Source organism: Nocardioides caeni (genome assembly GCF_004912195.1).
GTDB classification, from domain to species: Bacteria; Actinomycetota; Actinomycetes; order Propionibacteriales; family Nocardioidaceae; genus Nocardioides; species Nocardioides caeni.
In genome coordinates this window covers 44,060-56,025 of sequence record NZ_STGW01000008.1, presented here as the reverse complement: position 1 = coordinate 56,025, position 11,966 = coordinate 44,060, and the positions used below count along the sequence as shown (strand labels likewise).

Below are 11,966 nucleotides of genomic sequence, written 5' to 3'. Positions count from 1 at the left end.
GGTCGAGGAGGTCAGTCGCGGAGTCGCTGGGTGAGGCCGGAGGCGCGGCCGGCCTGTCGTCGTACGGCCTCGAGGACGGCGTCCTCGGTGCCGACGACGTGGACGACGTCGACGGCGCGGGTGATCGCGGTGTAGAGCAGCTGGCGGGTGAGCAGGCGGGAGTCGGCGTCGGGGAGGATCACGGTCACCTCGCCGAACTCGCTGCCCTGGCTGCGGTGCACGGTCAGCGCGTGGGCGACCTCCACGTCGGAGAGCCGGGCGAGGGAGACGACGCGTCCGCCCGCGCCGTCGTCGAAGAGGGCCTGGCGCTCCTCGCCGCCGAGGACCACCCCGGTGTCGCCGTTCCACAGCTTGAGGCCGTAGTCGTTGCTGGTCTGCAGCAGCGGCTGCCCCGGATAGCGCAGGGGGAGCCACTCCAGCCCCTCGTCGTCCCTGAGCCACTGCGCCACCTGGTCGTTCCAGCGGGCGACGCCGAAGGGGCCTTCGCGGTGGGCGCACAGCAGTCGGTGGCTGTTGAGTGCCTTGATCGCCGCGTCGTGGTCGCCGTCGAGCGCGGCGGCGCGCAGTGTGCGGGCGGCGGGCAGCACGAGCGCGCGGATCCGGGCGGTGTCGCCGGGATCGACGAGCTCGACGCGTGCGGTGCCGGCCTCGAGGAGGTCCCAGGCCGTGCCGGCGTGGCCGTCACGGACGGCGGCGGCCAGGTCGCCGATGTCCTCGCCGAAGCGGTGGGAGGTCTCCAGACGGCTGACCGGGGTGGGGGAGCCGCCCGAGAAGCCGGCGACGACGTCGTGCAGCACGGCGCCTGCCTCGACGGAGGCCAGCTGGTCGGCGTCACCGAGCAGCACCAGCCGTGCATCGGGCCGGATCGCCTCGACGAGGCGGGCCATCATGCTCAGCGAGACCATCGACGCCTCGTCGACCACGACGACGTCATGCGGCAGGCGGTTGCCCCGGTGGTGGCGGAAGCGGCTGTGGTTGTCGCCACGGAAGCCCAGCAGGCGGTGGAGGGTCGAGGCCTCCAGCCCCTGCACGGCCGCGCGGTCCTGCGCCGGGAACACGACGTCGGGGTCGGCGAGGGTCCGGGCGAGCGACTGTGACATCCGCGCCGCGGCCTTGCCGGTCGGCGCGGCCAGCGCGATCCGCAACGGTCGCGGCGACTGGTCGGCGAGGACGGCGAGCAGTCGGGCCAGGGTGGTCGTCTTGCCCGTGCCGGGGCCGCCGGTGATGACCGACGTCCAGCGCCGCGCCGACTCCTCGGCCGCCGTGCGCTGCTCCTCGTAGTCGGGCGGGAAGAGCCGGTCCAGCGCCTGGGCGAGCCGGTCCTCGTCGACGGGAGGCTGCACGCGCGCCATCCGCTCCTGCAGGTCGTCCACGACGGCGCCCTCCTCCGCCCAGTAGCGGTGGAGGTAGACGAGGTCGTCGTCGACGCGCAGGGCGACATCGGCCAGCGGGCTGGCAGTCACCTCGACCAGCCACCGGCCGGGCTCCGGCCAGGGGTGCTCGGGGAGCAGCTCGGCCGCCTCCGCGAGGTCGACGCAGACCGACCCCGAGCGTGCCGCCCGGACCAGCAGCGCCACCGCGACCGCGACGTCGGGAGAGGACTCGCCCCCCAGGCGGCACACGGCGTCGGCCGTGCGCACGTCGCCGGCGGTGAGCAGGCCGGCGGCGTTGAGTGCGGCCAACGGACCGTCGTGGTCCTGCAGGAGGCGGTGATCGGTCGCCTCGGTGGTCTCGAACAGCTCGGTCATGCCGCACCTCCGACCGGGGCGCCGTCGAGGAGGTCGGACAGCGCGACGACGAGCGTGGCGGGCGGGCTCCACGAGAAGACCCCGCAGGGGGAGCCGTCGACGATCGGGTTGTCCGGGCCGCACATGCCGCGGAGATAGAGGTAGACGACGCCGCCGAGGTGTTGCTCGGGGTCGTAGGCGGGCAGCCGCCAGCGCAGGAAGCGGTGCAGGACGACGGCGTAGAGCAGCGCCTGGAGCGGGTACGACGAGTGGCCCATCGCCGCCGCGAGCCGGTCGGGCGCGTAGGCCGCGGCGGTGAGCGGCTCGTCGGGATCGCCCAGCCAGTTGGTCTTGTAGTCGCAGATCACGTAGCGCTCCTGACCACCGGAGCCGACCCGGAAGACGACGTCGACGGAGCCGGTGAGGAAGCCGCGCAGCACCTGCCCGCCGAGCTCGGGCTGGTCGAGGGCGTCGGCGTAGCCCAGCAGCGGGTCGTCGGCCGGCAGGTGCTGGCGCAGCAGCCCGCCGATCTCGCCGAGCAGGCGCGGGTCGGGGACAGGCTCGTCCCCGCCGCCGATCGGCAGCTCGAAGTCGAGCTCGCGCAGCCGGTCGCCCAGCGGGAGACCACGCAGCGTGAGGCCGGGCGCGAGCGGGCCCAGCGGGCTGTCGCAGACCTCGACCAGCGCCGCGGCGAGCGCCTCGGCGTCGAGGTCGACCGGCCACTCCACGAGCTGCTCGCGGACGCGGAGCAGCAGCTCCGCCGGCCAGTCGGCCGCCTGCGGGTCGGCGTGCTCGAGGACGCCGTGGACCAACGAGCCGAAGCGGGCCCCGCTCGGGAAGTCGGCGAGGGGCGAGGGCACGTCGCTGGCCCCGTCGCGGGTCTCGTCATCGGTCTCGCCCGTCGTGGCAGGGACCGGTGGCGCCGACAGCTCGGGCTCGTCGTCCTTCTCGACGACCTCCGGCTCGCTGCTCACCGCGGCCTGCTCGGCCTCGCCGGCGGCGGAGAGCGCCGAATAGGACGTACGACGCCAGAGCTGGTCGACCTCGCGGTCGAACGCCCGGACGGCGAGCTCGCCCGGCGCCGCGCCCACGGGCAGCGGGGGTGGCTCGGTGAGCTCGGCGCGGGCGAGGCTGGGGCCGCCGACGTCGGGGTGACCCCAGCGCCGGAACCAGCTGACCACGACCTCGTCGGCGGGCGGGGCGACGCGGTCGGGCACGGTCGGCTCGCCGGGCGTGCGGCCGAGCAGCATCCGGTGCAGGGCGGAGCAGGACACGTTGCTGCCGGCGGCCCACCACACGACCAGGCGGGAGCGGGCGCGGGTGAGGGCGACGTAGAGCATGCGGAGGGACTCGCCGGCGTCCTCGCTGCGGTGCCGGGCGACCAGCTGCGCGGGGCGCTGGGAGGGCAGGCCGATGTCGAGGACCCGGTCGCGACCGTCGTGATAGATCAGCGACGACGGTGGTTTGTCGTCGACCCAGCGGTCGGACAGATAGGGCGCGAGGACGACGGGGTACTCGAGCCCCTTGCTGCCGTGGATCGTCACGAGCTGGACGGCATGGGCGTCGGAGTCGATCCGCCGGGTCCGCTCCGAGGTGGCGTCGGACGCGTCACGCTGGCGGTCGAGGAACCAGGCGAGGAGGCCGGCGAGTCCGAGGGCGTCGCGGGTCGCGGTGTCGTGCAGCAGCTCGGCCAGGTGGCGCAGGTCGGTCAGCCGTCGCTCCCCGCCCTCGATGCCGAGGACGCGCGCGGACAGGCCGTCGGCGACGAGGGTCTCGAAGACGGCTGCTATGCCGCGGGTGGTGAAGGTCCGGGCGAGGTCGCGCAGCTGCTCGGAGAGACGGTCGGTGAGCTGGTCGCCGCCTTGGTCGAGGGCGTTGCCGTCGAGGCCGAAGAAGGGGGTCGCGCCGGCAGCGCGCGCGAGGCGGGGACGGTGTGGCTGGGCCATCGCCTCCAGCAGGGCCCGCCACTGGGCGCCGGCCTCGGTGGCGAAGACGCTCTGTCCGCCGGTGATGACGGCCGGGACGCCGACGTCGCGCAACGCGGCCTGGACGTATTCGAGGTCGCGTCGGGCATGTGCCAGCACCGCGATGTGGCCGGCGGTCAGGGGAACCCACTGGTCCTGCTCGGTGTCGAGGACCTCGGCGCCCGAGCCGAGCATGGTCCGGACCTGGACGGCCACGTCGGCGGCGATGCGCGGACGCACCTGGTCGACCTTGGCGAGCTGGTCCTCCCCGACGCCGAGGTCGGCCCGGAGCAGCGCACGGAGCTGGAAGGCGTCACCGTCGAGACCACGCAGGTGGTCGTCGTCGGCGTCGCGGGCGGCCTCGATCGGGTGCACGTCGATGAGCGGGTCGCCCAGCTGGGCGTGGTTGAGCATCCGGTGCACCGAGGCGACGAGGGCGTGGTCGCTGCGCTGGTTGACGGTGAGGGTCTGCCGGGCGTCGGCCACGGCGGCCGCCTTGAGGTAGGTGAAGACGTCGCCGCCGCGGAAGGCATAGATCGCCTGCTTCGGGTCGCCGATCAGGACCATCACCGCCCGGCCGTGGAACGCCCGCTCGAAGACGTCCCACTGCACCGGGTCGGTGTCCTGGAACTCGTCGATCAGCACGACCCGCCAACGTGCCCGCATCCGCTCCCCGGCCACCGCGTCGGCATCGTCGAGGACGTCGCGGAGCTGGATCAGCAGGTCATCGAACGACAGCACGCCGAGGCGCCGCTTGCGGCGGTCGAACTCGGCCACGACCGAGCGGGCGAAGTCGACCCGGGCCGCGTCGACCGACCCGGCGGCCGGGTCTGCGGGCTCGAGCCGGGAGCCGGGGTTGTCGACGACGGCCCGGGCAAGGACGCCGGCCGCGTCGTGCGGCAGCCGGTCGTCGCCCGAGCGGTCGCGCAGCCACAGGTCGTCGACGCCCTCCTTGCGCAGGTCCGTCAGGTCCTCCACCAGCGTCGCTCGCGGATCGGTGTCGCCCGCGATGCCGAGCCCGCGCAGGACCAGCTGGCAGAACTGGTGGATGGTGACGATCGTGGAGGTGTCGAAGGTCGCCAGTGCGGCGCGGAGCCGGTCGCGACGCTGCGCGAGCTCCGTGGGCGTGCCGGTGAGAAGGTGCGCCACCAGGGCGTCGTGACGAGCCGGCTGCTCACCCGCCAGCTCGGCCTCGATGCCGGCGGCGACCTCGGCCAGTCGCCCGCGCACCCGGTCGCGCAGCTCGCTGGTGGCGGCGTTGGTGAAGGTGACGGCGAGGATCTCGTCGATCGTGGCGTGCCCCTCGGCGACGTAGCGCGTCACGAGGGCCGCGATCGTCCAGGTCTTGCCGGTGCCGGCGCTCGCCTCGAGCAGCGTGGTCGACGGGGCCAGGTGGCGTGGTGCCCGACCGTCTCCCGCCCCCGGCAGGGGAGCGGTGATGTCGAAGGCGTCGAGTGCGGCGGTCATCGGGCGGACCATCCCTTCTCGAAGGGGACGAGGTCGCCCCACACCGCCTCGGCGGTCGCGCCCAGGTCGGGAAGCCGGTCGAGGTCGGCGCGCGGGCCGAGCAACCAGCTCCACGCCGGGTCGTCCCGCTCGGGCTTGAAGCGGTCCCACTGCCACTTCCGCATCGCATTCGTCCACGCCGTACGACGATGGCCGCGGCCCAGCGCCCACGCACGCCCGGTCTGCAGGGGCAGCGGGCAGAGCTGCTGCAGTCCGTCGTGGCGCAGCCGCACCCACGCGGCGAGGGTCGCCCGGGCCAGGTCCGGGTCGACGGGACGGATCTCGCCGGGCACTCCCTTCGCGACGACCACGCCGCGGATCTGCCGGTCGGGGCGCATCGCCTGCACCGCGAGCACGTCGAGCCAGAGCTCGAGCGCGTGCTTGGCGCCCAGCCGGGAGTAGGTGACCCGCACGATCGTGTCGTCGTGGAGGTCGCCGACCCGTCCGGTGAGACGGACGTCGTCGCCCAGGTCCAGCGTGATGTCGGTCGTGACGGGGTCGCCGACGCGGCGGGCCGCGGCCGCGCGCACCACGTCACCTGCGGCGCTCGAGATGTCCGTGAGCGCGGTCCGTCCCAGAGCGCCTGGCGGGAGCGTGCCGCGCCGCAGCTCGGCCTCCTCGATGTCGCTGACGGTGCCTCCGGCGAGCAGGGCCGCGACCATCCGGTCGCCGACCGCCCACTTCTCCAGGTTGCCCGGGGCGAGCGGGATGTCGTTGGAGGGCGGATCGGTGTCGAAGGGAAGGCCGATCTCGAGGTGGTCGAGGAGGGCCCGCGCCGGGTTGGCGAGGAAGCGGCGCAGGTCGTCGAGGGTCAGGTCGGGGCCTGGCGGCGAGACCGGCCCGGTGAAGAAGGGGGCGGCCGGCTGGGTGTGTCGTGCGGCCGTCGCCGCGGCCAGCGCCACCGGGTCGAAGGAGCGCGGGTCGTCGGCTGCCAGGAGCCGCTCGTCGTGGGGCTGCAGCGGCTGCCGGGTCACCACGTGCCGGCGTACGGGCCCGGCCGCTGTCGCGTCGAGGGCGTCGAGCAGCTCGCCGACGGGGATCGCGGGCGGCTTGTCCTGTCCGGAGTGTTCGGACATCCCCGCATAGGTGATGACCAGCGCGTCGCGCGCGGAGAGGACCGCGTCGAGCAGGAGCTGGCGGTCCTCGGCGCGGGCGTCGCGCTCGCCGGTGCGCGGGGAGCGGGCGAGGGCGTCGTCGCCGTCGACGGTCAGTGTCCGCGGGAACACGTCGGCGTCCATGCCGAGCAGGCAGACCACGCGGTGGGGGACCGACCGCATCGGGACCAGCGACGACACGGTGAGGGCGCCGGTGCGGAAGCTGGTGCGAGTCGGCCGGGGGGCGGTGTGGTCCTCGATGACACGGCGTACGTCGGCCACGGTCAACCGCGCCGGGCCGGAGTCGGCGGCGAGCCGGCCGAGCTCGTGGTCCAGCTGCGCCGACTGCCAGGCGTCGTCGTAGGAGGTCGAGGTGAGGGCGCCGACATGGGTGAGCAGTGCGGCGGCCCACTCGGCGGCGGTGCCGGCGGCGGCGAGGGCGGCCACCGCCTCCTCGATCCGGGCGATCGCCTCGGCGAACCGGCCGGCCAGCTCGAGGTCGGAGGAGCCGACGTCGTCGAGGGGGAGGGTCGACCCGAGCAGGACCTGCTCCTCGGGCATCGCCACCCCGGCGAGGATGCGGTCGATCCCGGAGCGCCAGGTGTTCTCGCCCAGCTCGAGGCCGTGGGTCCGCCGGTGGCCGGCGTCGAGGCCCCACCGCACCCCGGACGAGGTGGTCCACCGGGTGATCGTCGCGAGGTCGTCGTCGGTGAGCCGGAAGCGGCGCCGCACCGGTGGCGCGCCGACCAGGTCGAGGACGTCGGTGGCCCGGGCCCGGCCCTCCACGAGCGCGACCAGCTGACCGGCGATCGCGAGCAGGGGGTTGGTGGCGGCGAGCCCGCGGTCGGCCATCGAGACCCGCAGTTGGCGGGCGGGGTGGTCGTCGGGGACGGCGCCGAAGACCGCATGCAGCAGCGGCGCGAAGCCCTCGACGTCGGGGCACATCACCAGGAGGTCGCGTGGCTCGAGGGTGGGGTCGGCGTCGAGCAGTCCGAGCAGGACGTCGCGCAGCACCTCGACCTGTCGGACGGCGCCGTGGCAGGCATGCAGCTGGACGGACCGGTCGGCGGGGTCGAGGACCCGGTGGCGGGTGTCGGCCGGGGGCGTGGCTGCCCGCAGGTCGGCCTGGAGCCAGCCGAGCAGGTGGTTCCCCGGCTCCGGACCGGGGTGGACGACCTCCGCCACCCCGCCGCCGGGCGATCCGTCCAGCAAGGAGCCGTCCAGCAGCGGCGCGAGCTGTCGCTGGACCTCGCGGGCGTCGCGACCCAGGGTCGCGAGCAGGGGATGGCGGACCGCGGCCGCCGAGTCGTCGTCGGCGCGCGGCACCGGTCCGGCGGCCAGCACGGGACGCAGGTCGTCCCACAGCACCGCGGAGGTCTGCGGCAGGAAGAGGTGGACCTCGCGGTGCCGGGCGACGGCACCCAGCAGCTCGACCTCGGTCACCGGGATGCGGGTGTGGCCGAACAGGCTGAGCCGCGTCGGGAGGTCGAAGCGGTCCGGCTGCTCCGCGAGCTCGGCGCAGGTGCGGCGGTGTCGCTCGTCGGGTGGCGTCGCGCCGACCCGCTCCAGCACGCGCCGCCACAGCTCGGGCTGCCAGGCCAGGTCGTTGGCCAGGTCCGCGGCGAGGTCGTCCGGCCCGCCGTCGCCCCCCGCGGCCCAGTCGGTCAGGAGGCCCGGCCGCTGCACGGCGTACGACGACAGCAGCCCGGCCAGCCGACGGGCGAGGCCATAGCGACGACTCCGCCGCAACTCCCTCTCGACGCCCTCGCGGTCCTCGCCGAGATGCCGGGCCAGCGGCGCCGCCCACGGCTCGCCGAGGCCGGCGTCGATGACCTCCAGGACCGGCCAGGCCAGACGGTCGGGGTGCCACGGGTCGGTGTGCTCGGTGCCGGTCAGCAGGGCGACCAGCGAGCGCGGCCGGACGAAGTCGATGCCCGCGCACACGCCGTCGGTGCCGCGCTCGCCCGTGCCGAGGCGGTGGGAGAGGCGCTGGGCGAGCCAGCGCTCCACACCCTTCGCGGGCACGACGACCAGATCCTTCGCGAACGGGTCCGTCGGCGGCGTCGCCAGCACCTCGCCCAGCGCATCGGCGAGGGCGGCGGTCCCGGGTCCGCGGTGGATGGTCAGCACACCTGAACCTTAGAGATCGCGCGGGTAGGGACGTCGATCAGCGAGCGTCGCATCCGCGGGATGCTCGGCAAGGCGCGGGCGCGACCGCGGTCTGGTTGCACCATCGAGCGTCCGCAACGCCGCCGAGGGCCCGCGGGGCGGCGCGAGCCGGCGGCCCTACCCGCGCGATCTCGTCGGGAGGTCGGTCCGATGGAACGCGCGGGAGTCGTCGTACCGCCTCGCGGGTCCGCAATCGCGGCGAAACGGAGCCGGGTTAGGGTCGAGCACGTGCCCTTCCTCCTGCGCGTCCACCTGCCCGACATCCCCGGTTCGCTGGGTCGGGTCGCGACCGCGATCGGTATGGCCGGCGGCGACATCGAGGCGATCGAGATCGTCGAGAAGCGCGACGACGGCACCGCGGTCGACGACGTGCTGCTCGAGGTCGCCGAGGGCACGATGCCGGACTCGGTGGTCTCGGCCTGCAGCGCGCTCGACGGGGTCGAGGTGCTGTGGATCAGCCGCTACCCGGCCGGCGGCAACCTGACCCTCGACCTCGAGGCCGTCGAGGAGCTGACCGCCTCACCGGCCGACGCCTTCGAGAAGCTCGTCAACCTGCTGCCTGCGACCTTCCGCGTCGACTGGGCCGCCCGCGTCCACCGTGCCAAGGGTGTCGTCCTGGGCACCTCGGCCGCCCCCGACGACCTCGAGTTCGTGGAGCTCGAGGAGGGCCCGGTCCGGCTCGAGGTCCCCGAGGACGAGATCACGCTCTATGCCGCGGCGCGCCTCGACGGCAACGAGATCGTCGTCATCGGACGTCGTGGCGGCCCGGAGTTCGCCGACTCGGAGATCGCCCGCCTCGGCCACCTCTGCGGCCTCGCCAACTCGATCGCCACCGCCTGACCCACGAAGTGGGACTCCGCGCGGCGCGAAGTGGGACTCCGCGCGGCACGAGGTGGGACTCCGTGAGGGGAGTCAGCCGTTGACCGGCTCCAGCACGAAGACCGGGATCTCGCGCTTCGTCTTTTCCTGGTACGACGCATAGGTCGGCCACGTCGCCACGGCGTGCGCCCACCACTTGCTGCGCTCGTCACCCCCGACGAGGCGCGCCCGGTAGGGCTTCGCCTCCGGCCCGTCCTGCAGGTCGATGAGCGGGTGGGCGACGAAGTTGGCATACCACGCAGGGTTCTCGTCGGCGCCGCCCTTCGACGCGACGGCGACGTAGGTGCCCTCCTTCTCCACGCGCATCACCGGGTTCTTGCGCAGCTTGCCGGAGCTGGCGCCGACGGAGGTGATGACGACGATGGGGTCCTTCGACCCCTGGAGGGTGTTGGCCTCGCGGCCGCCCGAGGCCTCGTACTTCTCGACCTGGTTGCGGACCCACTCCCACTGGCTCGGCTCGTACTCGCCTTCAAGTGTCATGTCTCCACAAGACCACGCGACCGTCCGGTATTCCAGAGCCACTAGATGGCCACTAGCGTTCGACCCATGAGTGCGATCGAGGGCGTGAGCGAGACGTTCGACGCGAGCCAGTGGGACGTCGTCCCCGGGTTCGACGACCTGACGGACCTGACCTACCACCGCGCCAAGGCGCACGGCACGGTCCGGATCGCGTTCGACCGGCCCGACGTGCTCAACGCCTTCCGGCCGCACACGGTCGACGAGCTGCTGCGGACCCTCGAGCACGCGCGCCAGTCCGCCGACGTCGGCTGCGTCCTGCTCACCGGCAACGGTCCGAGCGCCAAGAACGGCAAGTGGTCCTTCTGCACCGGCGGCGACCAGCGCATCCGCGGCCGTGCCGGCTATCAGTACGAGGACAAGGAGATCGGGTCCGCCGACACCGGCGCCGAGGAGCCGAGCGTCATCGACAAGGCCAAGCTCGCCCGCCTCCACATCCTCGAGTGCCAGCGGCTCATCCGCTTCATGCCCAAGGTCGTCATCTGCGTCGTCCCCGGCTGGGCGGCCGGCGGCGGTCACAGCCTCTTCGTCACCTGCGACCTCGCCCTCGCCTCCCAGGAACACGCGAAGTTCAAGCAGACCGACGCCGACGTCGGCTCTTTCGACGGCGGCTACGGCTCGGCGTACCTCGCCCGCCAGGTCGGCCAGAAGTTCGCCCGCGAGATCTTCTTCCTCGGTGAGGAGTACGACGCCGACGACGCCGTCCGCATGGGGGCGGCCAACCGCGCCGTCCCGCACGCCGAGCTCGAGGCGACCGCCCTGGAGTGGGGCCGCCTCATCAACGGCAAGTCCCCGACCGCGCAGCGGATGCTGAAGTACTCCTTCAACCTCCTCGACGACGGCCTCGTCGGTCAGCAGCTCTTCGCCGGCGAGACCACCCGCCTCGCCTACATGACCGACGAGGCGCAGGAGGGTCGCGACCAGTTCCTCGAGAAGCGCGAGCCGGACTGGTCGCCGTACCCCTGGTACTACTGATCGTCATCGGTGGTCGAGCCTGTCGAAACCGCAGGTCGGGTGGATGCTGCGGGCAGCCGGCGCTCGTGCGTCGACGAGGTCGACCTTCCTTCAGGTTGAAGGCGGTTGAGAGCTGACTCCGGGTGCGCCGTTCCGCGCGTCGCTGAGCGCATGTGGCTAAGCGCATCGGAGTTCTACGAGGCGGCGATGAACCTGCCTCCTTCGGTGCGCAAGGACGTGGCGCTTCGGCTACTCGAATCCCTTGAGGTCGCCGACGATGACGCGGTCCACGAAGCCTGGACGGTCGAGATCGGGTCACGCATCGATGACTTCTTCAGCGGCAAGATTCAGACCATTCCGCACGCTGAGGTCATGGCCAAGCTGGCAGAAGATCGCGCCGCTCGCCACGCTACGCGCCAGCAAACCTGACGTTGAACGTCAGTTGGCATCCGGAGGCTCAGGCCGAGTTCCGCGCTGACGGATGCGTGGCAACAACGTGGCAGCAGAGTCGTCGGAACTCGTCGAGGACCAACGCGCCGCCGGTTCAGCAGGCGGAAGTCAGCCGCCGGCCTCCTGTGCCTCCCACAGCGCCTGGTTGCGATCGCCTGCGGGATCTCGCACCGGGCGCTCGTCCGCGCTGGTCACCGTCTGGTCGAGCGGCACCTGCTCGGGCAGCACGGTGAAGTCGCTTTCCTGGGTCATGCTGTCCATGGTGCCACTCGGCGGCCGTGCGGTCGCGGGGCAGCGAATCGTCGACGCCGACGGGCCAGGACTGCAGGTCGCCGGCACGGTAGGGCTCCGCCCCGTGCCGGACCAACTGGTGGGCGATGCCGTCGAGGAGTCGCACCGACGTGCGGTGGGGCAACCCGGTCACCAGCAGTTCCGGATGACCGTGAAGGGTCAGCCCGACGGTGTAGGTGAAGCCCGGTCGCCAGCGATCCGCCTCGACCCCCTGGATGAAGTAGTCGCGGGCCTCGATGTGGCCCTGGATCATGCCGAGGTAGTCCTCGTCGGTCGCTTGCGGGTGGTCGCACTTCCAGCACATTGGTGGTCCTCGCATCCTCGTGGGTGATGGATGCGAAGGAGCCTCGCTGCGACCCCCGACATCGCGACCGCTTCGTCCACAGGCGATGCCGGTCGGTCCACGCGTGCCGGGG

Annotated in this window: 8 protein-coding genes and 1 pseudogene; 3 read left to right on the top strand and 6 right to left on the bottom strand. The window is 73.1% G+C overall.

Annotation, left to right across the window (positions count from 1 at the left end):
* Window positions 1-11: 11 nt before the first annotated feature.
* Genes recD through recC form a run of 3 tightly spaced genes read right to left on the bottom strand, consistent with a single transcriptional unit; the run spans window position 12 to window position 8,421 of the window.
* Window positions 12-1,748: an exodeoxyribonuclease V subunit alpha gene (gene recD, locus E9934_RS12975; protein ID WP_136563321.1), complete on the bottom strand. Its 1,737-nt coding sequence runs from the start codon at window positions 1,746-1,748 to the stop codon at window positions 12-14.
* Window positions 1,745-5,158 carry a UvrD-helicase domain-containing protein gene (locus E9934_RS12970; protein ID WP_136563320.1) on the bottom strand — a complete coding sequence of 1,138 codons (3,414 nt, stop codon included), beginning with the start codon at window positions 5,156-5,158 and terminating at the stop codon, window positions 1,745-1,747. Before E9934_RS12970 ends, recD begins: the two co-directional genes overlap by 4 nt.
* Window positions 5,155-8,421, bottom strand: coding sequence for an exodeoxyribonuclease V subunit gamma (gene recC, locus E9934_RS12965; protein WP_136563319.1), 3,267 nt, complete (start codon window positions 8,419-8,421; stop codon window positions 5,155-5,157). The genes E9934_RS12970 and recC overlap by 4 nt, the downstream gene beginning before the upstream one ends.
* A gap of 267 nt (window positions 8,422-8,688) precedes the next feature.
* On the opposite strand from recC, the gene E9934_RS12960 reads away from it, so the two are divergent.
* Window positions 8,689-9,300 (top strand): ACT domain-containing protein, encoded by a 612-nt coding sequence (locus tag E9934_RS12960; RefSeq protein ID WP_136563318.1) that lies wholly within the window; start codon window positions 8,689-8,691, stop codon window positions 9,298-9,300.
* A 72-nt stretch (window positions 9,301-9,372) separates the two neighbouring features.
* Here the strand turns inward: E9934_RS12960 and E9934_RS12955 are convergent, their stop codons facing one another.
* Window positions 9,373-9,819, bottom strand: coding sequence for a nitroreductase family deazaflavin-dependent oxidoreductase (locus E9934_RS12955; protein WP_136563317.1), 447 nt, complete (start codon window positions 9,817-9,819; stop codon window positions 9,373-9,375).
* 66 nt (window positions 9,820-9,885) lie between these two features.
* On the opposite strand from E9934_RS12955, the gene E9934_RS12950 reads away from it, so the two are divergent.
* Together E9934_RS12950 and E9934_RS12945 are read left to right on the top strand one after the other, a co-directional pair.
* Window positions 9,886-10,830: a 1,4-dihydroxy-2-naphthoyl-CoA synthase gene (locus E9934_RS12950; protein ID WP_136563316.1), complete on the top strand. Its 945-nt coding sequence runs from the start codon at window positions 9,886-9,888 to the stop codon at window positions 10,828-10,830.
* 186 nt (window positions 10,831-11,016) lie between these two features.
* Window positions 11,017-11,238: an addiction module protein gene (locus E9934_RS12945; protein ID WP_238694944.1), complete on the top strand. Its 222-nt coding sequence runs from the start codon at window positions 11,017-11,019 to the stop codon at window positions 11,236-11,238.
* A gap of 129 nt (window positions 11,239-11,367) precedes the next feature.
* Here the strand turns inward: E9934_RS12945 and E9934_RS20280 are convergent, their stop codons facing one another.
* Together E9934_RS20280 and E9934_RS20575 are read right to left on the bottom strand one after the other, a co-directional pair.
* Window positions 11,368-11,511, bottom strand: coding sequence for a hypothetical protein (locus tag E9934_RS20280; RefSeq protein WP_238694943.1), 144 nt, complete (start codon window positions 11,509-11,511; stop codon window positions 11,368-11,370).
* A gap of 82 nt (window positions 11,512-11,593) precedes the next feature.
* Window positions 11,594-11,803 (bottom strand): annotated as a pseudogene (locus E9934_RS20575) (DUF4262 domain-containing protein); the annotation flags it as partial.
* Window positions 11,804-11,966: the final 163 nt, after the last annotated feature.

Coding starts and splice junctions, on each gene's coding strand:
- E9934_RS12945 (WP_238694944.1), top strand. CDS start 11,017: ATGAACCTGCCTCCTTCGGTGCGCAAGGACGTGGCGCTTCGGCTACTC.
- E9934_RS20280 (WP_238694943.1), bottom strand. CDS start 11,511: ATGACCCAGGAAAGCGACTTCACCGTGCTGCCCGAGCAGGTGCCGCTC.
- recD (WP_136563321.1), bottom strand. CDS start 1,748: ATGACCGAGCTGTTCGAGACCACCGAGGCGACCGATCACCGCCTCCTG.
- E9934_RS12970 (WP_136563320.1), bottom strand. CDS start 5,158: ATGACCGCCGCACTCGACGCCTTCGACATCACCGCTCCCCTGCCGGGG.
- E9934_RS12955 (WP_136563317.1), bottom strand. CDS start 9,819: ATGACACTTGAAGGCGAGTACGAGCCGAGCCAGTGGGAGTGGGTCCGC.
- E9934_RS12950 (WP_136563316.1), top strand. CDS start 9,886: ATGAGTGCGATCGAGGGCGTGAGCGAGACGTTCGACGCGAGCCAGTGG.